Source organism: Bradyrhizobium sp. LTSP857 (genome assembly GCF_000938285.1).
In the GTDB taxonomy this organism is placed as follows: domain Bacteria; phylum Pseudomonadota; class Alphaproteobacteria; order Rhizobiales; family Xanthobacteraceae; genus Bradyrhizobium.
Genome location: NZ_JYMS01000006.1, coordinates 104,684 through 131,598, shown reverse-complemented (window position 1 = coordinate 131,598; position 26,915 = coordinate 104,684). Strand labels below are relative to the sequence as shown.

The window sequence follows — 26,915 nt, the reverse complement described above, 5'->3', positions numbered from 1 at the left end:
AATCGGCTGCACGTGATTCTTTGAATCATGGCTGATTCTAGCGAGGGGAGCCATGGTTGAGCGCAATGTCGGTCAGATGAGCTTGGCGGATGGCCTGGTTCGGGCACCGCGAAGCAGCATCCTGGATGAGGTGGAGGCTGTTGTGGATTGGGCGCCGCTGCGCTCGCTGCTTGGCAAGCGGGGCGGCGATGGTGCCGGCAACAGCAGCTATCCGGCGGAAGTCTTGCTTCGCTGCTTGCTCGCCGGGATCTGGCACAATCTGTCTGATCCCGCGCTGGAAGCGGCCATTGCAGACCGGTTGTCGTTCCGCCGCTTTGTTGGTCTGAGCCTGCACGATCAGACCCCGGATCACACGACATTGTGGCGGTTTCGGCAGGAACTCGCCAAGGACGGTCTGATCGAGAAGATCTTCACTGAGATCAATCGGCAGTTGGAGGCCAAGAAGCTGATCCTCAAGCAGGGAACGCTGGTCGACGCCTCGTTAATCGCGGCACGAGCCACTCCGCCCCGCAAGGCACGCAAGGATGGCGAGGATACGCCACCCAAACCATCTGCGGATCGCGATGCTCGCTGGGGCCGGAAAGGCAAAAAGAGCGTGTTCGGCTATAAAATCCACACGGGCGTGGATGCAGGTCACACCCTCATTCGTCGCGTCCATGTGACGGACGCCTCAATCACCGATACCGAGCCAGCGGATCGTCTGTTCTGCGGCGATGAGGCCGCGGTCTATGGCGATCAGGCCTACTACACGCATGCCCGGCACGCGCGTCTTAAAGAAGCTGGCATCAAGGACCGCCTGATGCATCGGCCCAACAAGCATCATCCCGAACTGCCGCCGCGGCAGAAGCTGCGCAACAAACTAATCGCCAAGGTGCGCGCCGCCGTCGAGCGTCCGTACGCCGTGTTCAAGGAGCATTATGGTCTCCGGCGGATGCGCTTCTTCAACTTCGAGCGCAATCAGGTGCACATCGTGCTGGCCTGCTGCGCCTACAACCTACGGCGTGCGGCCGGCGCATTGGCCGCACAACGCCAGGAGTCCGTCTCCGCATGAAAAAACAGAGGACAACAGGGGATGAAATGAGCAAAATGCCGCTCACTGTAGCGGGCTGACATCAAAAAAGCCCGCGACGCACCTCAAGCGCCCGCTCGCCCCTCTGTGCAAAGCCCTCCCTGCGGGAGAAGGTGGCGCGAAGCGCCGGATGAGGGGTTTCTCTCCGCGAATTCAGATGTGAGAGGTTCGCTCGCGGAGACGACCCCTCACCCGTCTCGCCGCTACGCGGCGAGCCACCCTCTCCCACAAGGGGAGAGGGGAAGAGACCACCCGTGCGGCCTTCTCACACCCCGTAAGTCGAACCCTTCGGCAGCGGAAATACCGGGTCCTGTGTCCTGATGTTCGTCGGCCACACCACCGAGATGTGCTCGCCGGCGTTCTGCATCACCACCGGCGTCGAGCGTTCGTTCTGGCCGGAGAGCGGCGTGCCCGGCGGGAAGAATTTGACGCCATAGCCCTGGATGGTACCGCCGGCGGGGATGTCGACGTCGAGCGCTGCTTTGCGGATCGCCTCGGGCTCGAAGCTGCCGTATTTCTCCTTGGCGACCGGTAGCACGTTGTTGAGCAGCAACCAGGTCTGGTTGAAACCCATCGAGCAGTGCGGCGGCACGTCAGTGGCGCCGGTCTTGGCCTGGTAGCGCGTGACCATGGTTTTGGTCAGATCGCCGATGCCCGGCGCAAGCTTCGCCGGATCGAGCAATTGCGCGGGCACGGGATCGATGTTGCAGAAATTGTCGATGTCGGGTCCGAAGGTCGCGCGCAGCTTGTCGAGTTGGCTGTAGCCGGCGCCGGCTCCGAACAGCATCTTGAAGCGCAGGCCGCTCTCGCGCGCCTGGCGCAGGAAAAGCGTGATGTCGGGATTGTAGCCGGCATGCGAGATCACATCGACCTTGGCGCGCTTGAGCTTGGTGACGAGCACCGAGAGATCAGGCGCGGAGGCCGAATAGCCCTCGCGCAGGGCGATCTGGATGCCGGCTTGCTTGGCATAGGCCTCGTCGGCAGCCGCAACGCCAACGCCATAGGGGCCGTCCTCGTGGATCAGCGCGACCTTCACCTCGCCCGGCTCCATGCCGAGTTTTGTCTTCGCATGCTCGGCGATGAAGCCGGCGAAGGCCTGGCCATACTGGTCGGAGTGGATCTGCGCGCGAAACACATATTGCAGGTTCTTGTCCTTGAACACGGCGGTCGAGACCGCGGTCGTGATCCAGAGGATCTTCTTCTGCTGCTCGACTTTCGCGGCCATCGGCACCGCATGCGCGCTGGAGAACACACCTTCGATGATGTCGACCTTCTCCTGGCTGATCAGGCGCTCGGCCTCGTTGATCGCGACGTCGGCCTTGCTCTGGGAGTCGGCGGCGACGGGCGCCACCTTGTATTTGCCACCGATGCCGCCCTTCTCGTTGACGAGATCCATCGCGATCTGCGTTCCGACGGATGAGGCGACCGAGCCGCCGGCGGCAAACGGGCCTGTGAGATCGTAGATCACGCCGATACGCATCGTCTCGGCTTGGGCCTGTGCCCGGGTCCAATCAAGGCTGAGTGCAGCGGCGGCAGCCGCCGAGCTCTTCAGCAGCTGCCTGCGTGAAGTGGGCATCCTATCCTCCCTCAAAACCGTCTTATGATTGGTTGTTATTTTTTTACGAAGTATGGGGAGCGGGAAGGCGGAAAGTCAACATCGCCCAAGGTCGATACGCGCCGGCCGCGGGTCACAACGCATCTGCGAAAGACAACGAAAAGCCCACCGCTCCGCAAGGAGAGCGATGGGCTTGATGTCGGCGTAAGCTGATTACTGCGACAGCTTCACGAAGTTCGGAAACTTCAGCTTGCCTTCCGCGATCTTCTCGGGCCAGACCACGACCTGCTTGGAGTCCTGCCACTGGAAGACCAGGCCGGTCACGGTGCCGGGGCCGGACTTGATGCCGTGGGTGAACTCGTCATCCTTGCCGTAGAACTGGATCTGGCCGATCGTGCCTTCGAAGTTGGTCTTCTCCATCTCGGCGACCATCTTGTCGGGATCGGTCGAGCCGGCGCGCTTGATGGCGTCGGTGATGATGTAGACCTCGTCATAGGCGGTGTAGCCGGTATAGGCAGGCGGCATGCCGAACTTGGCTGCGAAGGCCGCCGCGAACGGCTTCGTCTTCGAGGTCACGGCGACGTCAGGCGTTGCTACTGCCAGCGAGGGCACGCCGTCGGCGGCGCCATTGGTGTCCTTCCAGAAGGTCGGGCTCAGCGCCTGCGCGCTGATGCCGAACATGGGGATCGGTACCTGCTGGTTCTTCCACTGCACCGTCGGCTGCACGCCGACATGCGAGATGCCGGTGACGATCACGTCGGGCTTCTTAGCCTCCATGTTGTTGAAGATCGGCGTGAAGTCGGTGGTATCAGGCGAGAAGCGCACATGCTCGACGACCTTCAGGCCGGCTTTGGGCAGGCAGGCCTCGTAGCCGATGTCGAGCGGCTTGGTCCAGGCGGCGTCCTCGCTCATGATCGCGACGGTCTTCATGTGCATCTTGTCGACAAGCAGATCCTTGGCCGCGTCGCAGACGATCTGGGCTTGGGCGGCCGAGGTCAGATAGCCGTGGAACGTGTACTTGTTCTTCTCGTAGTCGTTGTGGATTGCCTTGGTGATCTCGTTCGAGGCGGCACCTGGTGTGATCAGTGGCATCTTGAGACGCGCGGCCCAAGGCTCGAGCGCCAGTACGACCTCGCTGATATAGCTCGCGATCACGGCAGAGACTTTGTCCTCACTCACCGCGCGCTGGAACGCGCGCACCGAGTCCGCCGATGAGCTCTTGTTGTCATAGGTGACGATCTCGACCTTGCGGCCGAGGATGCCGCCCTTGGCATTGATCTCGTCGGCAGCGATCTGCGCGCCACCCGGCGTCGCCGCACCCGCGATCGACTGCACCTCGGCGATGATTCCGATCTTGATCGGATCGTTCGACTGCGCGTAGGCGGGAGCTGCGAGGCACAGCGCCAGCGCGGAGGTGAGGAAGCTGCTGCTCAAAATCGTTTGTGGTCGCATGGTCGTTTCCTTTTCCTTGTTTTGTTATTGATACGCGCGAACTAGAGAAAATCGGCGCCGGCCTCGGCGGCGAAGCGTCCGGGATCGCCCTCCCAGACGATCCGGGCATGTTCGAGCACATAGACGCGGTCGGCATGCGGCAGCGCGAAGGTGACGTTCTGCTCGCCGAGCAGCACCGTGATCGACGTGGTCTGCCGCAGCCTCGTGAGCGCCTTGGACAGGAGCTCGAGGATGACGGGGGCAAGCCCCAGCGTCGGCTCGTCCAGGATCAGGATCTGCGGCTGCATCATCAGCGCGCGGCCGATTGCGAGCATCTGCTGCTCGCCGCCGGAGAGCGTCTGTGCCATTTGGCCCTGCCGCTCTTTCAGGATCGGAAACAGCTCGAACAGCCAGGCGAGCTGCGCTGCGCGCTTATCGTCGGTCAAATGTTGTCCGCCGAGATCGAGATTTTCTCGCACGCTCATCTCGCCGAACAGCTCGCGCGATTCCGGGCACTGCACGATGCCGCTGCGAGCGATCTTCGCTGGACTCGTGCCGCGCAGCTTTTCGCCGCCGCGCGAGATCTCGCCGCTATAGGGCAGGAAGCCGGAGATGGTGTTGAACAGCGTGGTCTTACCGGCGCCGTTGAGCCCGACGATCGAGACGAACTCGCCCTCGTGGATGTGGATCGACACGTTCTCCAGCGCCTGCGCCTTGCCGTAATGAACGCTGACATTCTCCACTTGCAGCAGAGGCACCTTGTCCTTGAAGCTGTTCTCGGGCCGCGCATGAGTCTCGATCGCGCCGCCGAGATAGACCCTGCGCACCGTCTCGTTCTTCATGACGTCTTCGGCCTTGCCGGTGACGATCTCCTCGCCGAGATACATTGCGAGCACACGATCGACCAGCGCTGCGACGCTCTTGACGTTGTGGTCGACCAGCATCACCGCGCGGCCGTCATCGCGAAAGCTGCGGATCAGGTCGGAGAAGACGTCGACCTCGGCGCGCGTCAGGCCGGCGAAGGGCTCGTCCACCAGCACCACTTTTGGATCACGCGCGATAGCCTTGGCTAGTTCGAGCCGGCGCAGATCGGCAAACGGCAGCGTCGGTGGACGGCGGTTCATCACGGAGCCCAAGCCCACGCGGTCGGCGATCCATTTGGCACGCTCGAGCAGCGCCTTGTCCGGGAACAGCATGAACAGGCTGTCCGGCAGCAGCGCCGCCATGATGTTCTCCAGCACCGTCTGCCGGTTCAGCGGCCGCGAGTGCTGGAACACCATGCCAAAGCCTTTGCGCGCGATCTTGTGCGCGGGCAGGCCGGCGACGTTCTCGCCCTCGAAGATCACCTCGCCGGCGGTCGGGCGCTCGATGCCCATCACGCTCTTCATCGCGGTCGACTTGCCTGAGCCGTTCGGCCCGATCAGGCCAAAGATCTCGCCGCTGTTGACCTCGAAGCCGAGGTTCTTCACCGCCGTCAATCCGCCGAAGCGTTTTGTCAGGCCGCGGACTTCGAGTACGGGTCGGTTTGAAAGCCTCTGATCCATTACGAGCGAGCCTCGCGCGAGAGGGCCGCTCCGAGGAAGCCGCCGGGGAAGAACAGCACGACGAGCAGCGCGACCGCCGAGACGATGAAGGTCGCGAGCTCGCCGGTCGGCCGCAAGAACTCGCCGGCGACGATCAGGAAGATCGCCCCTAACGCAGCCCCAAGCACGGTGCGCCGGCCGCCGAGCACGGCCGAGACGATGACGTTCACGCCAACCGCGACGTCGACGACGGTGCCGACCGAGGCGGTGCCGAAGTAGAACACCAGCAGCGCGCCGGACAGGCCTGAGAAGAACGCGCTGACGATGAAGGCGGCAAGCTTGTGCTTGACGATGTTGAAGCCGAGCGCGCCGGCCTGCACCGGGTCCTGGCCGCTTGCTTGCAGCACGAGGCCAACCGGGGATTGCGACAGGCCGTAGAGGATCGCCGCCGAGATCGTCATGAAGCCGAGCGCGATCCAGTAATTGACGCCGGCGTCAATCGAGATGACGTCGGGGATGGTCAGTCCGATCTCGCCGCCGGTAAGGTCTGCGAACACCACGATGAAGTTTTGCAGCATCAAGACCGCGACCAGCGTGGTCAGGCCGAAATACGGCCCGCGCACCCGCAGCGCCGGCAGCGCGAGCACGAGGCCTGCGACGACGGAGGCGAGCGCGCCGAGCACGATGCAGAGATAGACCGACCAGCCGAACTGGGCATTGAGGATGCCGGCGGTGTAGGCGCCGACACCGATCAGGAAGGTCGGGCCGAAATTGACCTCGCCGGCGAAGCCGAACAGCAGGTCCCAGGCCATCGCGAACACGCCGAAATAGAACGCGACCGTCAACAGGCCCAGCACGTAGCCAGAGACATAGAGCGGCAAGGTCGACGCGATCACGACCAGCGCAAGAGAGATGAAGAACAGGCGCGTCGTAAAGAAGCTCGCCATCTCAGCGCCTCCCCAGAAGGCCCTGGGGCCGGATGTACATCACGAACACGAGCAGCAGCAGCGCCGGAATGGTGCGGTAGGCCGGCGAGACCAGGTAGGCCGTCAGCGTCTCGAGATAGCCGACCACGAAGGCCGCGATCAGCGAGCCGGAGACGCTGCCGAGGCCGCCTAGCACCACGATCGAGAACGCGCTCGCGGTCAGAGGTCCGACGCTGTAGGAGCTGACGCCCAGAAACATGCCGAGCAGCACACCGGCAATGCCGGCGAGGATGCCGTAGATCGCCCACACCACGATGTAGATGTTGGTCAGCTCGAGGCCGAGCAGCGTCACACCGCGCGGGTTCATCGAGGCCGCCAGCACCGCCTTGCCGGTGCGGGTGCGATTCACCAGCAGCCACAGCAGCGCGATGACGAGGCAGCACACGATCGCGGTGAAGATCTCGTTCTTCGGCGTGCGGACGCCGAGCACGTCGACCACGCCCTCGACGATCGGCAGCACGGTCTTGGCGTTGTTGGTGAAGAAATAGGCGATCAGCTCCTGGATCATGATGCCCCACAAGAGCGTGCCGGTGAGGACGAAGATCTCCTTCTCCTCATTGGGGATGCGCCGGGAGTCCTGGATCGGCTTCACCACCGCGAAGTAGGTGGCAAAGGCGGCGAGGAGCGCGACCGCGACCCCGATCAGCGCGCCGGCATAGGTGCCGACATTGAAGATGCTGGCGGCGGCCCAGGCCGCCACCGCTGCCGCCACCATGATGGCACCGTGGGAGAGGTTGAGGACGCCGGAGACACCGAAGATCAACGTAAAGCCGGTGGCACCGAGGGCGTAGAGGGCGCTGATGGCGAAGCCATCAATCAGAATCTGGAAAGCTCGCATCTCAGATTGGCCAGAAAGTCTCGCTGGAGGAAGGTTCTGCGTACGACGCATGTGGAAGCTCCCGGGAGGTGGTCCCGGGAGCGTGTCCTGCTAGTTCGAGAGCTTGATGAAGCTCGGGAACTTGATGTCGACCTTGGCGACATCCTTGGGCCAGACCGCGCTCTGCTTGCCGTCCTGCCATTGCAGCATCAGCCCGGTGATCAGGCCCTTGCCGTATTTGATCGAGTGGGTGAAGGGATCGTCCTTGCCGTAGAACTGGACGCGGCCGATCGTGCCTTCCCAGTCGGTCTTCTCCAACGCATCGACCAGCTTGTCGGCGTCGGTCGAGCCGGCGCGTTTCACCGCGTCGGCGATGTAATAGACCTCGTCATAGGCGGTGTAGCCGGCATAGGACGGATAATTGCCGAACTTCTTCTTGAAGTTTTCGGCGAACGGCACCGACTTCGGTGTCACCGCGACGCCGGGGCCGGAGACGCCCTGGTAGAGCACGCCCTCGGCCGCCTGATTGGTGTCCTTGCCGAAGGTTTCGTTGGTGGCCTGCGAGGAGATGCCGAACATCGGAATCGGCACCTGCTGGTTCTTCCACTGCACCGTCGGCTGCACGCCGACATGGGAGATGCCGGTGATGATCACGTCGGGCTTCGATCCCTCGATCTTGTTGAAGATCGGCGTGAAGTCGGTGGTGTCAGGCGAGAAGCGGATGTGGTCGAGCACCTTCAGCCCGATCTTGGGCAGGCATTCCTCGTAACCGACATCGAGCGGCTTGGTCCAGGCGGCGTCCTCGCTCATGATGACGGCCGTCTTCATGTGCATCCTGTCGACGAGCAGATCTTTGGCGCCGTCACAGACCGAGAGCGCAAGTGCTGCCGAGGTCAGGTAGCCATGGAAGGTGTACTTGTTCTTCTCATAATCGGCGTGGACGCTCTTGCTGATCTCGTTGGAGGCCGCACCGGGCGTAACGAACGGCGTCTTCAGCCGCGAGGCCCAGGGCTCGAGCGCCAGCACCACTTCGCTGATATAGCTGGCGATGACCGCGTTAACCTTGTCCTCGTTCACCGCGCGCTGGAACGCGCGCACCGAGTCTGCCGAGGAGGAGTGGTTGTCGTAGCCGATGATCTCGATCTTGCGGCCGTCGACGCCGCCATTGGCATTGATCTCGTCGGCGGCGAGCTGCGCCGCCTGCGGGATCGATGCGCCGGCGATCGCCTGCGCTTCCGCGATCACGCCGATCCTGATCGGATCCGCCGCAAATGCCGCGCCCGATGCCATCATCAGTACGCCGGCCGCGGCCGTTCCCAGTGCTATTCGCAATGCACCAGAGAGTGCTTTATTCATGTTGTTCTCTCTCCCTTTAATAAGCCTCTTATGAGCTATTGGGCGCGACTATAACGGCGATGGCATTCTCGGCAAGTGAAACCGCATTCAGGATTGTGAGAGGGGACTAAAGTCTAGCGCTGCGTAAATTGCAGGCAGCGTTGGGTATTCCGGAAAATCAGGCATGCAGATTTCGTCGGCGGGCATGCGGGCGCATCGCAGGCACACAGCCAGCGGCTATTGATGACAGCGACGCCGATTCAACGCGCTCGCAGCAACGATCAGTCGCTCTGTCCTCGATCCGGAGATCGCCTAGCTTGAATAGCCCCGTTCCAGGGCTTGGCGCTGCCGGTGCCGATCCAGCGCCATGTTGACGAGGCGCGTCAGCAGCTCTCCATACGGCACGCCGGAGGCCTCCATCATCTTCGGATACATGCTGATCGACGTGAAGCCGGGCAGGGTGTTGACCTCGTTGAAATAGAACTGGCCGGTTTGCCGGTCGAGGAAAAAGTCGACGCGCGCGAGGCCACTGCATTCGAGCGCCGCAAACACCTGGGCCGCCAGTGACCGCACGCGCTCCATCTGCGCGGCGTCGAGCCTGGCCGGGAGATCAACCCGGGCGCCATCGGGATCGAGATATTTTGCCTCGTAGGAATAGAACTCGTGTTGGGAGTTGGGGTTCAGCTCGCTGGCGAGACTCACGAAGGGCGTCTCGCCCTCGAGCACCGCGACCTCGATTTCGCGCGCGTCGATGCCCTGTTCGATCAGCACCTTCACATCGTAGCGAAACGCATCGTCAAGCGCCGGTCCCAGCGCATCCCACGCCTTCACCTTGTGAATGCCGACGCTGGAGCCCATGTTGCACGGCTTGACGAAGACCGGGAGCGTCAAGCCCTCGATCGCTTTGGCGAGAGATGAGCTGCGATCCCCAATGAAGGCCTTGCGGGTGAGCACGCGATAGGGCGCGACCGGAATGCCGGCAAATTCGGCGAGCCGCTTCGCGATATCCTTGTCCATGCCGACGGCGGAGGCGAGGACGCCTGATCCGACATAGGCGACGTCGGTCAATTCCAGCAGGCCCTGCACGGCGCCGTCCTCGCAAAGGGGCCCATGCATGACCGGAAAGACGACATCGATCTCGATCGGATCGGCCACTCCTGCGGAAATTGGCGTGAGGACGCCGCGTCCGCTCGCGCCCCTCGCGAGCCGCATCTCGGGTGCATCAGCCAGGATCGGCAAGGACGTCGCGTGCGCCTGATCGATCGAACGAAGATCGTTCCACTGCCAGCGTCCGGCCTTGTCGATCGAGACCGGGATCACCTCGAAGCGCTCGCGGTCGAGATGATGGAGCACGGAGGCAGCCGATTTCAGCGAGACCTCATGCTCACCGGACCTGCCGCCATAGAGAACAACAACGCGAATTTTGTCAGCCATAGCTCAATTATCACGCGCCCGGTCCGCGAGTCACCTCTGTTGCGCCCAGCTCACGCATCGAGCAGACCATTAAAACAATCCGGCGCCGGCGAGGCACGCCGGCGCCGTGTCGTGGTCCGGCTTGCGCGCGTCAGCCCGGCCCCGCACCTTGCGTCGCCGTGTACACGGCGTAGAGCGACTGGCTCGCGGCCATGAACAGGCGGTTGCGCTTGGGGCCGCCGAAGCAGATGTTGCCGCACACTTCCGGCAGGCGAATACGGCCGAGCAGCTTGCCATCCGGCGACCATGTCGTCACGCCGTTGTAGCCGACCGCGCGGCCGGCATTGCTGGAGGCCCAGACATTGCCGTTGACGTCGCAGCGCACGCCGTCAGGCCCGCACTTCACGCCGTCGATCACGCAGTCGCTGAACTTCTTGGGGTTGGAGAGCTTGTTGTCGCTGCCGACGTCGAACACAAAGATCTCGCCATTGCCGCCGCGGCCAGTGTCGCCGGGGCCTTTGCCGGTAGAGACGACATAGAGCTTCTTGAAATCGGGCGAGAAGCACAGGCCGTTCGGATCGGGCACCTGATCCTCGGTGACGACGAGGTCGACGCGGCCAGAGGGGTCGATGCGATAGCAGTTGGTCGGCAGCTCGCGCTTGCCCGGTGTGAAGCCTGCCGGCTGTCCGATCCGCGGATTGAGCTTGCCGCCCGCATTGCTCGGTCCGCCCGCAGCGTCGGGCTCGCCTTCATAGAGCTGCCCGCCATAGGGCGGATCGGTGAACCAGTAGCTGCCGTCGGGATGCGCGACGACGTCGTTCGGCGAGTTCAGGCGCTTGCCGTTGTAATTGTCGCACAGCACGATGGCAGTGCCGTCATGCTCGTAGCGCGTCACCCGCCGGGTCAGATGTTCGCAGGAGAGCTGGCGGCCCTGGAAGTCGAACGAATTGCCGTTGGAGTTGTTGGAGGGCGCACGAAACACGCTGACGCGGCCGTCATCCTCGCTCCAGCGCATCTGCCGGTTATTGGGAATGTCGCTCCACAACAGATATCTTCCTTGCGCGCTCCACGCCGGACCTTCGGCCCAGAGCACGCCGGTGTAGAGCCGCTTGATCGCGGTGTTGGGCTGCGCCAGATCGTTGAAGGACGGATCGACCGCGAGGATGTCAGGGTCCCAGAAATAGGTGGTCGGCGCGCCGTTGGGGCCGAAGTCGCGCGGCGGGGTGGTGATCGTGGTCGGCGGCGCGGCAGGTCCCGTTTGGGCCAGCGCGGCGCCAGTTCCGGCCATGGTGGCCGCGGCCCCGAGCGCAAGCCCCTGGACTAGTGTTCGTCGTGAAAGCGCAGCATCCTGGTCACGCTGCTCGTGGTCACGAGCCTCCTGGCGTGTCATTCGCGTCCTCCCGGTCATGTTGGCTAGCCGGTTGATCCGGCCGAGCGGTGCGAAGGTTAGTCCGGTCCGCGATGGGTTGCGAGGGTTGGATTCGCATCCTTTGCGCGCGATGCCGGTGGAATATCGTAAATTCGTCGCAGGAATGTCCAAAACGGCGAGCGGTTTCCTGCTGGAAACTTGTGTATGTCGGTTCCACAGGTGTGAACGACTATTTGCTCGTCACAAAAAGATCTCACCAACTCGGCTTGCGGGCATTTTCAAGCCTTGATTTCGCACGCTTTGCTGCGCAGAAAACCGTTTGGGCCAAGGTCGGAGTTGAGTGTGGGCGTCGTCATCTTGATTGTGTTGCTTGGGATCGCGTTCGCGGCCGGCTATTTTATGCGCGATCTGATCTCCCGCAAACGACATGCGGAAGCCCGCCGCTGGCGTGGCTACGCGCAGCCGGATTGGGTCGCCGCCCCGCCCGCCAATACCAACGAGGTGACGGCCATCAACAAGATGCCGCCCCCGGTTCCGGCCACTGGCGAACTTGGCCTGATGCTGGATCGCTGGGAGAGCCGTGCCCGCTCCCGCCGCACGGGGTAGTCTGATAGACACCACAACTCGACCGTCATCCTGAGGTGCGCGCACTTGCGCGCCTCGAAGGATGCGCCGCAAGCTCCTGTCGCGCATCCTTCGAGGCTTCACCTTGCGATGCTGTTGCATCGCAAGGCTCGCACCTCCAGCGACAACCGCTTGGTTCCGCGGGGATGACGGCGGTGGGTGTGGCATGCGCGGGCTACAAGCGTTTGCGCTGCCATCGGGCAAAACACGCGACCGCTGGGTCAATCGACGCACGTCAAATATTCCACTTTACCGAAATTCTGATTTTCGTATGTACCGCCTGCCATGAGGTGCGCGCCCTGCGGCGCAGCCGCAGAGCAAGCCTCGAAGGGCGGCGGCCCGGCTGAAGCAGCTCGGCGGTTCATCCTTCGAGGCTCCTCGCGCGCTGCTTCGCATCGCACGCCTCGCACCTCAGGATGACGGGGCTGATATGCCGCGTGCCGCGCTGCTGGAGGCGCCACCCGCAACCAAGTCAGCCCCTCTGACCATCTTTTGGCGTTGCAGTTGCGCCCATTTCTCGTCTAGAAACGGTCCATCGAGCCTCTCGGCAACCAACCGTCAACGGTTTTGACCGAGGATTTGAGGGCTCAAAAGGGTCTGGCAATGCTGATTCGCGGCCAAATCGATGGGATTTCGGGGGAGGTGGCTCTGGCCGCCGCCACGATCCCGGCCGCGTTCCTGCCCACCCTCCTTATTGGCGAGCTCCTTCTTAGCTGCCCCTGAGGGCCGGCTGGGCGCACGCGCCTGGGCGCTCAGGGGTTGGTCGAGATCACCGCACACCTCAAGCGCCCAGCAAATAAACGGCGCAAAAGCTCAAAAGGAATTCGACAATGGCCCCCGTGAACAAGTCCGATAAGGACCGCGTCATCATTTTCGACACCACGCTGCGCGACGGCGAGCAGTGCCCCGGCGCCACCATGACCTTCGAGGAAAAGCTCGAGGTCGCCGAGATGCTGGACGATATGGGCGTCGACGTCATCGAAGCCGGCTTCCCGATCACCTCCGAAGGCGACTTCCAGGCGGTCAGCGAAATCGCCCGCCGCTCCAAGAACGCCGTCATCGCCGGCCTGTCCCGCGCGCACCCGGCCGATATCGACCGCTGCGCCGAGGCGGTGAAATTCGCAAAACGCGGCCGCGTCCACACCGTGATCGCGACCTCGCCGCTGCATATGCGGGTGAAGTTGAACAAGACCCCGGAGCAGGTGCTCGAGACCTCGGTTGCCATGGTCGCGCGCGCCCGCAACCAGATCGACGACGTCGAATGGTCGGCCGAGGACGGCACCCGCAGCGAGATGGATTATCTCTGCCGCATCGTCGAGGCCGTGATCAAGGCCGGTGCCACCACGGTTAACATTCCGGACACCGTCGGCTACACCACGCCCGACGAATACACCCACTTCATGAAGACGCTGATCGAGCGCGTGCCGAACTCGGACAAGGCCGTGTTCTCCGTGCATTGCCATAACGACCTCGGCATGGCGGTAGCGAATTCGCTGGCCGGCATCATCGGCGGCGCGCGCCAGGTCGAATGCACCATCAACGGCATCGGCGAGCGCGCCGGCAACGCCGCGCTCGAAGAGATCGTGATGGCGATCAACGTGCGCAACGATAAATTCCCCTTCTGGAACAAGATCGACACCACGCAGCTCACCCGCGCCTCGAAGGTGGTGTCGGCGGCGACCTCGTTCCCGGTGCAGTACAACAAGGCGATCGTCGGCCGGAACGCGTTCGCGCATGAGAGCGGCATCCATCAGGACGGCGTGCTGAAGGACGCCTCGACCTACGAGATCATGCGGCCCGAAATGGTCGGCCTGAAGCAGTCGTCGCTGGTGCTGGGAAAACATTCCGGCCGCCATGCCTTCGTGCACAAGCTCGAGGAGATGGGCTACAAGCTCGGCCCCAACCAGCTGGAAGATGCGTTCACGCGGATGAAGGCGCTCGCCGACCGCAAGAAGGACATCTACGATGAGGACATCGAGGCGCTGGTCGACGAGGAGATGGCCGCGTCGCACGACCGCATCAAGCTGACCTCGCTGACCGTGATCGCCGGCACCCATGGCCCGCAGCGCGCGACCATGAAGCTGGACGTCGACGGCCAGATCAAGATCGAGGAAGCCGAGGGCAACGGTCCGGTGGATGCCGTGTTCAACTGCATCAAGGCGCTGGTGCCGCATGAGGCCAAGCTCGACCTGTATCAGGTCCACGCCGTGACCCAGGGCACCGACGCGCAGGCCGAAGTCTCGGTCCGGCTCTCGCATGAGGGACGTGCGATGACGGCGCGCGCGGCGGATCCCGATACACTGGTGGCCTCGGCAAAGGCCTATCTCGGCGCGCTCAACAAGATCGTCATGAAGCGCCAGCGCGATACGGTGACGACGGCGGCGGCAAGCTGACGCTCAAAGCCCGTCATTCCGGGTTCGATTCCCCGGAATGACGGCGCCGAGAATAGCTGCCCTGCTAACGGCCAATAGCACGCGTGCGCGCCGGCCTGTATGGATGTGCCCGGCATGAGGACAGGCCGCCCGCGCGCCGGGCAGCCCAAAAACAACAGGGAGAGATTATGCGCACCTTCGCGATCGCGGCGTCCGTCGCTGCACTGGCACTCGGCCTTGCCGGCCCCGCCAACGCCGACCCGATCATCATCAAGTTCAGCCATGTGGTCGCCACCGACACGCCGAAGGGCAAGGCGTCGGAGAAGTTCAAGGAGCTCGCCGAGAAATACACCGGCGGCAAGGTCAAGATCGAGGTCTATCCGAACTCGTCGCTCTACAAGGACAAGGAAGAGCTCGAGGCGCTTCAGCTCGGCAGCGTGCAGATGCTGGCGCCGTCCAACTCGAAATTCGGCCCGCTCGGCATCCGTGAATTCGAGGTGTTCGATCTGCCCTACATCCTTCCCGACCTGAAGACACTGCGGAAGGTGACGGAAGGCCCGCTGGGCTTGCGGCTGCTCAAGCTGCTGGACTCCAAGGGCATCACCGGCCTTGCCTATTGGGACAACGGCTTCAAGCAGATGAGCGCGAACAAGAAGCTGGTCACGCCCGCGGATTATCAGGGCGTCAAGTTCCGCATCCAGTCCTCGCGTGTGCTCCAGGCGCAGTTCAAGGCGCTAGGCTCGCTACCGCAGGTGATGGCCTTCGGCGAAGTCTACCAGGCGCTCCAGACCGGCGTGGTCGACGGCCAGGAGAACACCTGGTCGAACATCTATACGCAGAAGATGCACGAGGTGCAGAAGTACATCACCGAGACCAATCACGGCTACATCGGCTACGTCGTGATCGTGAACAAGAAGTTCTGGGACGAACTGCCGGCCGACATCCGCGACCAGCTGTCGAAGGCGATGAAGGAAGCGACCGACTTCAATAACGCGCAGTCGCAGAAGGAGAACGACGACGCCTTCGCCGAGATCAAGAAGAGCGGCAAGAGCGAGATCATCAAGCTCACGCCGGAGCAGGACGAGGCGATGCGCAAGGCGATGGAGCCGGTCTACAAGGACGCCGCAAGCCGTGTCGGCCAGCCGCTGATCGACGAGTTCCTGAAGGAATCCAAGAGCACGACCAACTAATAAACAAACGATGAATAACGAGCTTCCGTGCGATCCGCACGGAAGCTCTTTTTGTTACGAATGATGTCAGACTGCGGCTGAACGGACGTTCAAGTGCGTTACATCTGCGAAAGAACGCCTTCCCTGTCCAAGTTGTAAGTTGCATGAGAGGCGAACGACCCTCATCTTCATGATATCCTTCCAGAGGAGGTTCTTATGAGGAAGTTCACCGTCGCCGCCATCGCCGCGCTCAGCATCGCCGGCTCGGGCGCGGTCTATGCCCAATATCATCGCCCGTGGATGGAGCACTTCCGCCACATCCGCATGAACCCTGAAGACCGCGCCGCCTTCGTCGACGCGCGGATCGCCGCGGTCCATGCCGGGCTGAAGCTCACCGCCGACCAGGAGAAGCTGTGGCCGCCGGTCGAGACCGCCGTGCGCGACTTCGCCAAGCTCCGCATCGACCGCGCCAATGCGCGGATGAATGCCGGCCCCGGCGATGCCGCCAAGGACGGCAACAAGGATGCCGACAAGCCGGAGGATCCGGTCGCCCGGCTGCGCCAGCGCGCCGAGGACATGGGTGCGACGTCGGCGGCCCTGAAGAAGATCGCCGATGCCGCCGATCCCCTCTACAAGACCCTGGACGAGGGCCAGAAGCGGCGCCTCGCCCTCCTGACCCGCCACCGCGGCCCGTTCGGCGGCGGCGAAGACGGCCCGCCCCGCCACTTCATGGAGCGTGGGATGGATCGCATGATGGAACGTGGCATGGACCGCTTCAACGGCGGCGACCGTTTCGACCGCGATAGCGGCCCGGACCGGGAAGGCCGGCTCTGAGCGATCCGGGATTCCCCGGGATTAACCCTCGCGAAGCCGCTGGAATCCAGCGGCTTTTCGCATTTTTGGGCCTGTGGAATAACCCTTGGAAAACCTGCGCCGCATCGCTTGCCATACCCGGATCGCTTTGCTAAACGACCGGCCTCGCAAGGCATTGACCGCCTTTCGGGCGCATAGCTCAGTTGGTAGAGCAGCTGACTCTTAATCAGCGGGTCCCAGGTTCGAGCCCTGGTGCGCCCACCAAGCTTTTCAATGGCTTGGCGACCTCGCAAGAGAGCCATTCCGACAAGCGGTCAGCGGCTATTCCGACAAACCGGCTGTCTTTGTTCGCTCCTCGCGACGCTTCTTCGTGCCCGAAATGAGCTGTTTGCGCGTGCGCTTCGCGTATGTCGGGAGCTGTCTCGCGGACCGGTGCCGTCCGGCCGCGCGCAATTCAGCATCCGTGAGATCGCTGTCGGCTCCCTCAGTGAAGCCGCCGTGGCGGAAGGATGTGAACGAGAGTTCTTCTCGAAGCCCGGCGGAACGGATGATCTCCTTCACCACATCCCGGAGATAGCGAAGATCCTTCTTATCGGTGATCCAAGGTAGCGGCGTGCGAGATCTACGGTGGGCGTGATCCCGCCGGAAAACGAGTCCTGAGACTGTCGTCTTCTTGATTTCGTCGAGTTCGGCCATCAGCTCCGGGAAAAGGGCTTCGCCAGCCTCGTCGAACAGCGGCCACCACGCTTCCTCACCGTTCTTGGGATGCACGATCTTGACGCTGTTCGGGCGCTCCTTGGGTCGATAGTGAGCGATCTCGAAGGCTCCGAAGACGTGCTCTTCCCGCTGCAGCCATTCCCAGGTCACAAGCGAGGCCGTCGCCACCGACCGATATCCAAGGTCCTTTGCGGCGGCTCGGAATGCAACGAGATCTTCCCACGTCGCGGTCGGCGTCTCGCGCACGGCCTGACCGGGAGCGCGTGCCTTCAACCCCATGCGCGAGAACGGATTGATGGCTGGAACCCTCTTCTCGTCTGCGCGCTGGCCGACGAACCACGCCCGCCGGCAGGCGACCATCGCGGCATTCGCGAAGCGGCGGCGTTCTCGCCTTACGACGTTGCCATCTGCGTCCTTATCCTCGACGACGAGCAACTTCGCATACACCGCGTCCACGAATCCTTTCGTGAAATCTGAGATCTGCTTTGAGCCGGTTCGGGTGCCATCCTTCAGCCTGTGGTTGGCGAATAGCGACAAGCCTTGCTCGTAAAGACGCTGTGTCTTGTGATCGATCTCCTTCCACTTCTGGTGCGCCTTGAATACGCCCGCTAGCCAGTCAAACGATCCTGGCGTCACGGCTGCCGGCACCATGTCCGTCAGCCCGCGAGAACGCCAGCTATCGAAGGCCGGCAAGAGGACGTTCTCCGCACGATCGACGGCGGCCACGTAATCCTGCCCCAATGCTTCAGCTTCAATTTGGCAACCCTGTGCGCGGGCCCACGTCGGCGGTTCAAAAAAGTATGCCCATCGGCCATTCTTCAACGGCTTTCGCCGGCAATAGCGCGGAAGCTTCAATGCTGTGCGAGGCGGTTTCATGCGAGTGACGCCAAGTCTTGTTTTGCGGGACTATCCGAATCTGGCTCGAGGAAATTGTCAATGGCGGCCTTAGACCAGATTGGTTCTCTGGCGGGTCCAATTCCGTGATAGCCGATCGGTAGGGGCGCCTCACCCCGGCTCACCCCACGCGCCAGCTCACCTGTATCACGATAATCAAGATATGCGGCTGCCATATCGGCACGCATAACCGTGGGCCATGCGCCGGTCGAAGGATAGCGGGCGGGGAGGGGAGAGCGTGGCGACATCGCGCTTTCCTCGAGTCCGTTACTTGCAAATCGAACCCGAGTTGCACAATTCCGCTTTTGGCGGCTTCCGTCCACAACGCCCGGTCACTTTTCGCCTCCGCGCTCCGTCGACTGATCAGGGACAGACAACAGCGACCATGAAAAGCCACGTCGGCGAGCGTGCGGGCATTCGGCTAGGAGAGCAAGCCGTTCGAACAGAGACCGTAAGCTTTTCACTCGCATTAGACGAATTGCACAACTGGCGCGAGTACGTGCGCGCAATGGAAAGTGCCCCGGATTTTCCGCCGGAGCGACGGGTCTGCGACTATTCCGGGGCTAGAGAGCTTAAAGGAGACTTGGGCCTGCGCGAATGGGTGGCCTCAGCTTTCTATCCCGTCCACCGGCTGGACTTGTGGGCTGGTAATCATCCGGCACCGGGCACCGGAAAGGCGACAACGCCGCCAACCGCTGTGCCAATGCCGAAGCCCCTGGTTGGCACCGTGGCTGCGCCGGTGCCCACTGACAAGCCAACGGACCAACAGATCAAGGATATTACCGACGCCTATTCGCACGTAAAAAATGCGTTGCAGCAAGCGACCTTGAACGCGAATAATGCGACGCTGACCCGCAAGGTGATCGAGGACGCTTACAAGTCGGCTGTCAAAGCGCGCGACGCATTTGCGCCTGTGGCCATTCCCAAAGCTAATGCCAGCGCAACCGAAGTCGTTGAGACGATTGGGTTAGCCCTCAAATACGCCAAGATCGACGAAGGCGGTGCGAAAACGGCGGTCAACGATGCGCGCGCCGCGCTCGACGATGCCAAAACGCACTACGATCAATTTGAGGATAATAGGAAAAACGGTCGAACCGCCGACTATGAGACGGACGTCGAACAAACCAAGTTAGACGACACTAAATCAAAGGCCGCCGCAGACAATGCCAAGCTTTTTTCGGATCATGCTCAAGCGTTGCAGAAGACCGCGGCCCTGGTCTCCTACACGCCGGATCCGCCGATCGACTCGATCTTGCACTCCATCCAGTTCGTGGTCGCATTTGGTGGCACAGTCACCCCGAGTTGGACCCTTATCAATTGGAAAGGGCCGGGTCTGAACGCTCCCGCAGCGTCGGCACAAGGCGTGCGAACGAATATTCTCAACCTCGCGCTCGGTCCGCGAAGTGGAGCGACCAAATCCACGCCAGAGCAGACGCGCCTCATTAACAATGCAATCCTGTTGCTGACGCGACCTTCGCAATGATCGTGCTTGATTGCACAAGTCTCAAACGACTTGCACTCTACGCGATTGCGCTTTCCGTTCTGTATCTCGGCGGCCCGTTCAGCACGGTCGCACTTGCGTCAGGCGCTTGCCCATCCTCTTATCCAGCGGGCGAGGTCTTTGCGATCGTGCGGCCGCCGGCTTTCAACGAATTCAACAAATTCATGGCGGGTGCGGAAGTGGAAGACACGATGAAATTCATCGAGGTCATCCGTGGTAAACTTGCATCCCCGGCGGATTGGCCGGCGACGCTCATCTTGTGCATTTCAGATCAAACATTTTGCACGACGACGCTAGTTGGCCCACGGATTTTCCTGACCGCTGCTCACTGTTTCGACCATGTGCGCGCTGCGACGATACGCGGCAGCGTCCAGATGCCTCCCGCAGGGCCAATCGCGGTCTCCTGCACAATTCATCCGGAATACGTGTCTACCGCCCCTTCGACAACGAGCCTGATCCACGGCCGCTTCCCGAGGGCAAGATCATCACCGTCGCCGTCGCCGATATCTTCGATGCCCTGGTCGCGACGTTGAGCGACACACGGCTCGAGCCAGATCTTGATGATCTGCTCTGGTCGACCGTCAATCTGTTCCACCGTGCCGTCGACCGTATCGAACGCCACCTCGACCATAACGAACAGGCGCAGCAGAGAAGCCAGCGCGAGCAGAACGGCTCCGAAGTCCGATCGGTCGAACTCGAGCGCCTGACGGCCGAGGGCATCACTTTGATCGAGCGCCGCAGCTGCCTCGAGGTCTTCCGCGACCAGGCCATCGAGCGCTTTGAGATCCACACCGGCTCAACCTGGCGCCCCCGATCGGGATCGCTGGTAAACCACCGTACGCTAACCGCGGCTATGATCGACTCCCGCGACTTCATCGCAGCCAAGCGTCGCGCCGAGACTGAAGTCATGTTGCCACCGGGACCAAAGATCGCACTCACCGGTGGGCTCGACTTCAACGACCATCACCTCATCTGGGACCGCCTCGACAAGGTTCATGCCAAGCATCCAGACATGGTGCTGCTCCACGGCGGCTCCCCGAAAGGAGCCGAACTGATCGCCTCCAAATGGGCAACCAACCGTAAAGTGCCTCAGATCGGCTTCAAGCCCGACTGGACGAAGCACGCCAAGGCGGCACCATTCAAGCGCAATGACTCCATGCTCGAACTGCTGCCGATCGGCGTTATGCACTTTCCGGGCACGGGCATCCAGGACAACCTCGCCGATAAGGCAAAGCGGCTCGGCATCCGCGTCTGGAGGTTCGGCGGCGCGTGAGCGCCGTCTTCTCGCTCAGCTTTCGAGGCGGAATTGTGCACGCCGCAACTCCGCCCTGTTTTGAACTTAAGGCCAAGCCGCGTCGTGGTGGTGGTGGAAGGCGCGACTCCGAAATCTATGCACATGGAGCCACCACCATGCTCGCCCTTGGGCTTGTTCTCAACACACTCGGCATCGGCTTGTTCTGCTGGGCGATCTTTGCGCTCACTGTTTATGCGTTGCCGTTTTTCGTCGCACTGAGTATCGGCATGAAGGCGTTGCAGAGCGGCACCGGCGTCGTCGGCGCGCTGCTCATTGCAATGGCGGGCGGTGCGCTGACGCTCGTCCTCGGCCAGATCATCGTTGCCGTCGCTCGGTCGCTGGCCTTGCGCATCGCGATGGCGACAGCATTCGCCATTCCCGCTGCCGTCGCCGGTTATCATGTGGTGTTCGCCCTGTCCCAGATCGGCGCGCCTTCGCTGGCTTGGTGTGAGATCTTCGCTTCCCTGGGCGCGGTCTGTGTTGGCGGCACAGCCTGGACGCGCTTGACCATTTTGCGGAATGACCGTTCGTGATGTTTACGTTGCTTCACGGGTCATTTTTCTCGATCAAACATGCTCATCAATGCAGACTATCCGTCAGGTAACTCGAACACGTCGACCAAGTGTTCGTCAATTGATGATGTGGAGTCGGGTTTGGGCCATAGAGCTCGGGCTTCGCGAGTGTGTCCGCTACCTTCCACTTCGATTTCCGAGAAGCCTACCTTTCGTAGGTTCTGTGCGATCGTCTCGTTCGTCGCCCACTGCTCGATGCCGGGGAGCCTCACGGTCGCATGATAGCGTCGGCCTTGGCGGACCGTAAATGCGAGTGCTCTAGAGTTGGGGAGTTCCTTCGTCCAGGTGTTGGACTGAGAGATCGAGTCAATCTCTGCGGATGCCGCTTTGATGCCTGCAGAATATTTCCCGGCTCGGTACGCGTTGAACGCACGGATCCATTGATCGTCGGTCAATGGAGACTCACGTCCTGCCTCACGTTCGGCAATGGCCTTCATGAATGGAATGACGAACGAGCGCTCGTTGAGCATCTCGTGAGTCAATGTTTGAGCGGGATCGTATCCAGGAACTCCCGACCCGTTGCCACCTGTCCATTTGGTACCTGCGGCGCCAATGGTCATGCCGACATAGGACTTGTTGAGCAAGAACATGTTCGCTGCGGCGCCAGCAACTGGATCGGGAAAACGTGCGATGAGGTGGCCGCCGCCGATGACGGCATAGCCGTCCATGCCGAACGCCTTCGCCCATTCTGCCGGGTACTGAGCGCCGGGGTTGTTAAAGCGGATGGATGCCGGAATGCGGCTGTGGCTACTGCGGGTGGTGCCACCCCATTCGAAATGGCCGTAGTCAGGCGCTTTCCAGTCGCCGCCGCTGATAATGCCGTGCTTCCGCGCCGCATTACGGACAACGTCGGGGTGCGATCGCGACCAACCTGCGAACGCGGCAGTAACCCGGTTGCGGCCAAGTTGATCAATATCGATTGCATTGCCGTACGCGTGCTGCGACCAACGGCTGCTGCCTGCAATATGGCGGCGATTATAGCCGCCGATCGAGTTGATTGGTGCGCCCGCGGCCTCCAATTTATTGACGAAGGCGAGGAGGTACGGGGCAGATTTGGGATGCGCTTGGAAGCGTTTTCCCTTTGACGTTTTTACCCACGTCATGGTGTTCTGGTCAGGGAGCGGCCCGGTCATGAAGTTGGTATGACCGGCGCCAGATACTTTTGTGAGGCCGCCGACTACCGTCGGTGCCGCGGGCGTCGCCAGTTTGCGGATAGAATAAGTTAGAGCCAAGGTGAGGAGAATGAACGCTGCAAGTACGTAATAGCTGATCCGAGCCATGTGGCCACCTCTTGATTTCGAGATGGCCGCGATCGTCGATTAGGTCGGAATGGAAGTAGTTGGCGTGACGTTCGAAAGCCTCGCTACATGAAGTCTGGCTTTTCAACGAGAAGAGTTTGCAATGCTTCGCTGTTCTGTCACGTTGGATTCACTGGTTATAGAAATTGACGGGAGTCTAGTAGATGCCTGAGGCCTCGGATGTTGGAGAGGAGGCTCATATTTGGGAGCCTCGTGAATATGCACCGGAAGTCCCCCGGGCATCGCTTCGCCTGTGGCTGGTCAAACAATTTCCACCCACCGCCCAAAATTGGCAAAAGACATCGGAATTAAATCAGCCAGTATCAGATGCGGCAATCCTGGCGATGATTGCGAAAAAATTGCCAGCCGCTGGAGGAGAAGATGCCGCGATCACTCCCAGTCAGATAAATCTGCTTTGGAATAATCCGAACGGGATAATAAGGGGCAAGGTGAAAACGTTACCGCGAACATATACTCCCACGACTGACGCGGCTATGCAGCTAGCCCACCTAATTTTTCCGCCCATTTTCTCGAGTGAATCGTCAGGAGTACTCGACGGGATGGATTCAACTGAACTTTCAAAAGGTCCACCAAGCGCGAGACGCAAAGCATTTAGCGATCGCTATTCGGCTCTGATAGAGCCACTTCGAGCTTCTCGAGCAGATCTCAATGTGGCGCGAATGATCGCCCAATACGATTCGTGGATGGTCTTCCTGCACGATCTGGAGAGCGATCTTCAAGGGAAGATGCCGCCAAAAGAACTCATAGAGAAAACGATCGACAGTATTAAGGCCCTTCGGGATGCCATTGCAAACCTTAGCAATCGATCACCTTTGACCGATTTGGAAGACTACATCCAGATTAACAATGAACTGTCTCACCGTTGCGCGCTAATCAAGGTAGACGATACGCGTCAATCAGACTTGAAAAGTGCAGTTGAGCGGGAGGACTTTTTCGAAAAGGCGAGGCGATTTAACAAGCTTTATCCCTGGAAAGTGGATGGGATGATGCAGGCGTTGCAGGTAGCATGCTGCGTGAGCGATGGGACGCAGAAAGATGTCGGACGAATGCGCTATTTCGGTCGCAAGACGGTCTCCGCTATAGATCTTGCATTGACCAGAGTGGGCGAAACAGTAACAGCACGCCATCCCGCGATTTTGCTTCTAAAGCCGGTTTTCGCCGCAGACCCCAAACCTGTTGAAGTTAAGCAACTGACTGAGTACGTAAAAACCATACATCCGGGTGTCGTTGCCGAGTACATGGAGACCAGAGAGGTCAAGAAGCCGAAAAATGATTGAATAGAAAACCTCTGGATTCTGTTCGTAGACGCCTGCGAAGCGCTGTATTTGCAGGCCCACGTTCTGGGCCTATCGTCGGATATCTGACATAGGAGGTATTCTGATGCTTTCAAGAATTCTCGTCACAAGAGGGCGGCCGATGACGCTGACGCGACGCGTCATCATTATTACCCCTCCTAATTGGAAGGCGCCCTACACATAGGGTTACTCTTCCGCGCGAGGACCAGATTGGAAGGGCCGTGCAACTGTTGCATGGCCCTTTCTTCTTGACCGAACTGGAAGCATTGAAGTTGAGCAGTCCCGCCCGTATCGGATCGCGAGTGGGCATTTTGTGCAACACCTTAGCAATTGATCAGGATCGCGTAGGTCGAAGCAATGAACGAGACGTGATCGCGTTGTGAGTGGGGCGGTACAGTCCCCCTTCAGGGTCTTGACCACGCCCATTCGGCCGACCCACTAAGCCGCAGCGGAGCCGCAGTATTTCGATCGGCTTGTCGGAGAGCCAATCATCCACGTGCCACGCGGCTGTCCCGTAAGGTCCTCGCGGGAGGGACCGCTGTTGCACTGGTTCTTGTTGGGGGTGCCGTGCTTTGGGCTCTCCAAAATAACCACTCTCGCAGCCCCGCCCGACGAACTCTACAGCACCGATCACCATAACGTCGCTGATGGCCTCGCCGGTTTGCCGCGGGACTATACTGGTGTTCCGCGCCAGGTGCCCTCGCTGGGCCCACCGCTTCCTGGTGATCTCGGCCGCCCAATCCTCGCCGCTCAGGGACAGCCGCTAACCACAGCCGCGACGGGCTTCGATCAGGAGCAGCAGCGTCGTGACCAGGAGACCGAAGCCGCGCGCGTGAGCCATCTGTTCGCCTCCACCAATATTCGCGAGACGATGCCCGCTGCAGCCCAGGCCTCAAGCTTTGACCGAGCCGCCCCATCGTCCATGCCGGGAACTGACGACGGCTTTGCGCAGAACGGCCAGGATCGCAAGCTTGCCTTCGTCAATGCATCGGTCGATCGCCGTACCACAAGCCCCGATCGCGTCACGAAGTCAGCTTCGCCGTATGTGGTGCAGGCGGGGACGGTGATCCCCGGCGCGCTCATCACCGGCATCCGCTCAGATTTGCCCGGGCAGATCACGGCACAGGTGACCGAGAATGTTTTTGACACACCCTCCGGTCGCTTGCTGCTGATCCCGCAGGGAGCTCGTTTGATCGGAACCTATGACAGCCAGATCGCATTCGGTCAGTCACGCGTGCTGTTGGTCTGGACACGCTTGATCATGCCGAACGGCCGTTCGATCGTGCTCGAACGTCAACCAGGCGCGGATTCAGGTGGCTACGCTGGTCTAGAGGACGAAGTCGACAATCATTGGGACGCTCTCTTCAAGGCGGCGCTCCTGTCTACGTTACTAGCAGTCGGCAGCGAAGTGGGAGCCGGCTCCGACACCGGCAACAGCGGTGACATCATCCAAGCTCTTCGCCGCGGATCGAGCGATAGCATAAATCAGACCGGCCAGAAGATCGTTCAACGCAACCTCAACATCCAGCCAACGCTAACGATAAGGCCGGGATTTCCGGTTCGCGTGATCGTGAATCGCGACCTCGTGCTAGAGCCTTACAGAGGGTGAGGAAAGAAGATGGCCAAGCTTAAGATTAGAGCGCTTGCTGACGACAAGCCTGTCAAAGTCACCGCTGAATTACCGGCTGCTGTGCATCGCGATCTCGTCGCCTATGCGGGGGCCCTCGCACGTGAAACCGGCCAGCCGGTCAATGATCCGTCAAAGCTCATCGCGCCCATGCTGATGCGATTCATGGCGACAGATCGGGGATTTGCGAAATGGCGTCGTGCAGTTCATTCGCGAGAAACTGGAGAGGGGTAACGTCCGGCTAGCAGTTTTAGAAAGCCGTGAAGGGCTGGGTTCTCGTTGTCGCCTCGCCAATGTGCTGAAAAGCTCAGGTAACTCGGCCGCGTCCCGTCGTGCAATTCGCGATAAATCAAACCGGCAAAGCGCACCGACATGGATCCGGCGGTGGCGCTGGTCGCCGAGCTAGTGCGCGCGGTCGCGCCACGACTGCGCAGTCAGGAAGCTAGATAGTCCGACTAACTAAGAGCAACTCGCCCTGGTCCCCTCCAGCCGTGGTGCTCGCGAGCGCCATCGCCTTCTGGTTTTGAACGAATCTGAGCCCTTGTCCCGTTTGCGGAACGCGGTACAGAAGCGATTTCGTATCGGCAATCACATGCCGCACAACTTCGTTCATGGTCGAGCGTAGTGCGTATCAATCCGCCGCCCTAGTGGCCGCTAACGGCAAGAATATCGTATCTACGATTTCGACAATCAGCTCTTTTGAAATAGGCTTGCGCGTCATAATCACTTCGTGACGGAGAAGGTCGAGCGGCAGCGACGCTACGCGCGACGTCAATCTACTCTGATCAAGTTCGCCTCTCGCGACACCGCGCCGTAACACCTGTTCGAATTTGTTCTCGCCGACCAGACGCCCCCGAAGATCGGCCATGCTGGAATTGGTCTCCGCAAAATAGTCGTTCATGGTCAGAACGACATTTATCACGGTGCTGGCGCCTCGTTCCGAGAGCTTTTGCAGAACAAAAATCAATTCGGCCCGCACGTTTCCGAGGTCGGGCATTTCGACGGGATTAGCCCTATTGTAATGCGCCAGCGCGGCGACGGCCAGATCGGCACGGCTTGGCCAACGGCGAGCCAAAACAGGGCGGCTCGTTCCCGCCCGCTTCGCCACCGCTTCCACCGTGAAGCTGGAATATCCAACCTCCAGCAGTTCGGCCCAAGCGGCGCCAAGGATTGCTGTCTCAAGCGCGTCCCCGCGTCGTCGACCCTTCTTCGTCTCCACA

General features: G+C 61.2%; 22 protein-coding genes, 1 tRNA gene and 2 pseudogenes. 13 read left to right on the top strand and 12 right to left on the bottom strand.

The window, feature by feature from the left end:
• The first annotated feature begins 52 nt into the window (after positions 1 to 52).
• Positions 53 to 1,051 (top strand): IS5 family transposase, encoded by a 999-nt coding sequence (locus UP06_RS01455; RefSeq protein ID WP_044999899.1) that lies wholly within the window; start codon positions 53 to 55, stop codon positions 1,049 to 1,051.
• A gap of 283 nt (positions 1,052 to 1,334) precedes the next feature.
• Here the strand turns inward: UP06_RS01455 and UP06_RS01450 are convergent, their stop codons facing one another.
• From UP06_RS01450 to UP06_RS01415, 8 genes are all read right to left on the bottom strand, one after another.
• Positions 1,335 to 2,645, bottom strand: a complete 1,311-nt coding sequence (locus UP06_RS01450) for an ABC transporter substrate-binding protein (protein WP_044999898.1) — start codon at positions 2,643 to 2,645, stop codon at positions 1,335 to 1,337.
• A 192-nt stretch (positions 2,646 to 2,837) separates the two neighbouring features.
• A complete protein-coding gene (locus UP06_RS01445) occupies positions 2,838 to 4,076 on the bottom strand; it encodes an ABC transporter substrate-binding protein (RefSeq protein WP_044999897.1) in 1,239 nt (412 codons plus the stop codon).
• Between the two features lie 41 nt (positions 4,077 to 4,117).
• Positions 4,118 to 5,599 carry an ATP-binding cassette domain-containing protein gene (locus UP06_RS01440; protein ID WP_044999896.1) on the bottom strand — a complete coding sequence of 494 codons (1,482 nt, stop codon included), beginning with the start codon at positions 5,597 to 5,599 and terminating at the stop codon, positions 4,118 to 4,120.
• Positions 5,599 to 6,525 (bottom strand): branched-chain amino acid ABC transporter permease, encoded by a 927-nt coding sequence (locus tag UP06_RS01435; protein ID WP_044999895.1) that lies wholly within the window; start codon positions 6,523 to 6,525, stop codon positions 5,599 to 5,601. Before UP06_RS01435 ends, UP06_RS01440 begins: the two co-directional genes overlap by 1 nt.
• Position 6,526: 1 nt before the next feature.
• Entirely contained in the window at positions 6,527 to 7,402 is an 876-nt protein-coding gene (locus UP06_RS01430) for a branched-chain amino acid ABC transporter permease (protein WP_044999894.1), read from the bottom strand.
• A gap of 90 nt (positions 7,403 to 7,492) precedes the next feature.
• On the bottom strand, positions 7,493 to 8,737 hold the full coding sequence (locus UP06_RS01425) for an ABC transporter substrate-binding protein (protein ID WP_044999893.1): 1,245 nt from the start codon (positions 8,735 to 8,737) through the stop codon (positions 7,493 to 7,495).
• Positions 8,738 to 9,028: 291 nt separating this feature from the next.
• On the bottom strand, positions 9,029 to 10,150 hold the full coding sequence (locus tag UP06_RS01420) for a D-alanine--D-alanine ligase family protein (protein WP_044999892.1): 1,122 nt from the start codon (positions 10,148 to 10,150) through the stop codon (positions 9,029 to 9,031).
• Positions 10,151 to 10,280: 130 nt separating this feature from the next.
• Positions 10,281 to 11,519: an SMP-30/gluconolactonase/LRE family protein gene (locus UP06_RS01415; protein WP_044999891.1), complete on the bottom strand. Its 1,239-nt coding sequence runs from the start codon at positions 11,517 to 11,519 to the stop codon at positions 10,281 to 10,283.
• A 378-nt stretch (positions 11,520 to 11,897) separates the two neighbouring features.
• On the opposite strand from UP06_RS01415, the gene UP06_RS01410 reads away from it, so the two are divergent.
• The 5 genes from UP06_RS01410 (at position 11,898) to UP06_RS01390 (ending at position 16,740) form a co-directional block, all read left to right on the top strand.
• Positions 11,898 to 12,104 (top strand): hypothetical protein, encoded by a 207-nt coding sequence (locus UP06_RS01410; protein WP_044999933.1) that lies wholly within the window; start codon positions 11,898 to 11,900, stop codon positions 12,102 to 12,104.
• Between the two features lie 848 nt (positions 12,105 to 12,952).
• A complete protein-coding gene (locus UP06_RS01405; RefSeq protein ID WP_044999890.1) occupies positions 12,953 to 14,515 on the top strand; it encodes a 2-isopropylmalate synthase in 1,563 nt (520 codons plus the stop codon).
• A 167-nt stretch (positions 14,516 to 14,682) separates the two neighbouring features.
• Positions 14,683 to 15,684: a TRAP transporter substrate-binding protein gene (locus UP06_RS01400; RefSeq protein WP_044999889.1), complete on the top strand. Its 1,002-nt coding sequence runs from the start codon at positions 14,683 to 14,685 to the stop codon at positions 15,682 to 15,684.
• Positions 15,685 to 15,879: 195 nt separating this feature from the next.
• Entirely contained in the window at positions 15,880 to 16,497 is a 618-nt protein-coding gene (locus tag UP06_RS01395; protein ID WP_044999888.1) for a Spy/CpxP family protein refolding chaperone, read from the top strand.
• Positions 16,498 to 16,664: 167 nt separating this feature from the next.
• Positions 16,665 to 16,740 (top strand) — tRNA-Lys (locus tag UP06_RS01390).
• A 57-nt stretch (positions 16,741 to 16,797) separates the two neighbouring features.
• Here the strand turns inward: UP06_RS01390 and UP06_RS01385 are convergent.
• Complete coding sequence (locus tag UP06_RS01385; RefSeq protein ID WP_156162699.1) at positions 16,798 to 17,919, bottom strand: site-specific integrase; 1,122 nt, start codon at positions 17,917 to 17,919, stop codon at positions 16,798 to 16,800.
• 553 nt (positions 17,920 to 18,472) lie between these two features.
• Between UP06_RS01385 and UP06_RS01380 the strand changes: the two genes are divergently transcribed.
• From UP06_RS01380 to UP06_RS01370, 4 genes are read left to right on the top strand one after another with little or no spacing between them, the layout of a single operon-like run.
• Entirely contained in the window at positions 18,473 to 19,570 is a 1,098-nt protein-coding gene (locus tag UP06_RS01380) for a hypothetical protein (protein WP_156162698.1), read from the top strand.
• Positions 19,567 to 20,121 (top strand): trypsin-like serine protease, encoded by a 555-nt coding sequence (locus UP06_RS42630; protein ID WP_082081202.1) that lies wholly within the window; start codon positions 19,567 to 19,569, stop codon positions 20,119 to 20,121. The genes UP06_RS01380 and UP06_RS42630 overlap by 4 nt, the downstream gene beginning before the upstream one ends.
• Positions 20,010 to 20,861 carry a DUF2493 domain-containing protein gene (locus tag UP06_RS01375; protein WP_502691508.1) on the top strand — a complete coding sequence of 284 codons (852 nt, stop codon included), beginning with the start codon at positions 20,010 to 20,012 and terminating at the stop codon, positions 20,859 to 20,861. The genes UP06_RS42630 and UP06_RS01375 overlap by 112 nt, the downstream gene beginning before the upstream one ends.
• Positions 20,858 to 21,415 carry a hypothetical protein gene (locus UP06_RS01370; RefSeq protein WP_349509920.1) on the top strand — a complete coding sequence of 186 codons (558 nt, stop codon included), beginning with the start codon at positions 20,858 to 20,860 and terminating at the stop codon, positions 21,413 to 21,415. The genes UP06_RS01375 and UP06_RS01370 overlap by 4 nt, the downstream gene beginning before the upstream one ends.
• 56 nt (positions 21,416 to 21,471) lie before the next feature.
• Here the strand turns inward: UP06_RS01370 and UP06_RS39185 are convergent, their stop codons facing one another.
• Entirely contained in the window at positions 21,472 to 22,734 is a 1,263-nt protein-coding gene (locus UP06_RS39185; RefSeq protein ID WP_050031528.1) for a M15 family metallopeptidase, read from the bottom strand.
• 182 nt (positions 22,735 to 22,916) lie between these two features.
• Here UP06_RS39185 and UP06_RS40540 point away from each other — a divergent pair, with 182 nt between their 5' ends.
• The 3 genes and pseudogenes from UP06_RS40540 (at position 22,917) to UP06_RS39550 (ending at position 25,929) form a co-directional block, all read left to right on the top strand.
• Positions 22,917 to 24,050 (top strand): hypothetical protein, encoded by a 1,134-nt coding sequence (locus UP06_RS40540; RefSeq protein ID WP_156162697.1) that lies wholly within the window; start codon positions 22,917 to 22,919, stop codon positions 24,048 to 24,050.
• 498 nt (positions 24,051 to 24,548) lie between these two features.
• Positions 24,549 to 25,677 (top strand): annotated as a pseudogene (locus tag UP06_RS01355) (TraB/TrbI/VirB10 family type IV secretion system protein); the annotation flags it as partial.
• A gap of 9 nt (positions 25,678 to 25,686) precedes the next feature.
• The gene (locus UP06_RS39550) at positions 25,687 to 25,929 is read left to right on the top strand and encodes a DUF2274 domain-containing protein (RefSeq protein WP_045011028.1); all 243 of its coding nucleotides are present in this window, start codon (positions 25,687 to 25,689) and stop codon (positions 25,927 to 25,929) included.
• On the opposite strand, the pseudogene UP06_RS41900 reads toward UP06_RS39550, so the two are convergent.
• Positions 25,902 to 26,060: pseudogene (locus UP06_RS41900) on the bottom strand (LysR family transcriptional regulator); the annotation flags it as partial. The gene UP06_RS39550 and the pseudogene UP06_RS41900 sit on opposite strands and share 28 nt — an antisense overlap.
• A 266-nt stretch (positions 26,061 to 26,326) precedes the next feature.
• On the bottom strand, positions 26,327 to 26,914 hold the full coding sequence (locus UP06_RS01350) for a TetR/AcrR family transcriptional regulator (protein WP_044999884.1): 588 nt from the start codon (positions 26,912 to 26,914) through the stop codon (positions 26,327 to 26,329).
• Between the last annotated feature and the right edge of the window lies 1 nt (position 26,915).

Coding starts and splice junctions, on each gene's coding strand:
- UP06_RS01425 (WP_044999893.1), bottom strand. CDS start 8,737: ATGAATAAAGCACTCTCTGGTGCATTGCGAATAGCACTGGGAACGGCC.
- UP06_RS01420 (WP_044999892.1), bottom strand. CDS start 10,150: ATGGCTGACAAAATTCGCGTTGTTGTTCTCTATGGCGGCAGGTCCGGT.
- UP06_RS01380 (WP_156162698.1), top strand. CDS start 18,473: ATGAAAAGCCACGTCGGCGAGCGTGCGGGCATTCGGCTAGGAGAGCAA.
- UP06_RS40540 (WP_156162697.1), top strand. CDS start 22,917: ATGCCTGAGGCCTCGGATGTTGGAGAGGAGGCTCATATTTGGGAGCCT.
- UP06_RS01445 (WP_044999897.1), bottom strand. CDS start 4,076: ATGCGACCACAAACGATTTTGAGCAGCAGCTTCCTCACCTCCGCGCTG.
- UP06_RS01400 (WP_044999889.1), top strand. CDS start 14,683: ATGCGCACCTTCGCGATCGCGGCGTCCGTCGCTGCACTGGCACTCGGC.
- UP06_RS39185 (WP_050031528.1), bottom strand. CDS start 22,734: ATGGCTCGGATCAGCTATTACGTACTTGCAGCGTTCATTCTCCTCACC.
- UP06_RS01440 (WP_044999896.1), bottom strand. CDS start 5,599: ATGGATCAGAGGCTTTCAAACCGACCCGTACTCGAAGTCCGCGGCCTG.
- UP06_RS01430 (WP_044999894.1), bottom strand. CDS start 7,402: ATGCGAGCTTTCCAGATTCTGATTGATGGCTTCGCCATCAGCGCCCTC.
- UP06_RS42630 (WP_082081202.1), top strand. CDS start 19,567: ATGATCGTGCTTGATTGCACAAGTCTCAAACGACTTGCACTCTACGCG.
- UP06_RS01455 (WP_044999899.1), top strand. CDS start 53: ATGGTTGAGCGCAATGTCGGTCAGATGAGCTTGGCGGATGGCCTGGTT.
- UP06_RS01435 (WP_044999895.1), bottom strand. CDS start 6,525: ATGGCGAGCTTCTTTACGACGCGCCTGTTCTTCATCTCTCTTGCGCTG.
- UP06_RS39550 (WP_045011028.1), top strand. CDS start 25,687: ATGGCCAAGCTTAAGATTAGAGCGCTTGCTGACGACAAGCCTGTCAAA.
- UP06_RS01415 (WP_044999891.1), bottom strand. CDS start 11,519: ATGACACGCCAGGAGGCTCGTGACCACGAGCAGCGTGACCAGGATGCT.
- UP06_RS01405 (WP_044999890.1), top strand. CDS start 12,953: ATGGCCCCCGTGAACAAGTCCGATAAGGACCGCGTCATCATTTTCGAC.
- UP06_RS01450 (WP_044999898.1), bottom strand. CDS start 2,645: ATGCCCACTTCACGCAGGCAGCTGCTGAAGAGCTCGGCGGCTGCCGCC.
- UP06_RS01395 (WP_044999888.1), top strand. CDS start 15,880: ATGAGGAAGTTCACCGTCGCCGCCATCGCCGCGCTCAGCATCGCCGGC.
- UP06_RS01410 (WP_044999933.1), top strand. CDS start 11,898: ATGCGCGATCTGATCTCCCGCAAACGACATGCGGAAGCCCGCCGCTGG.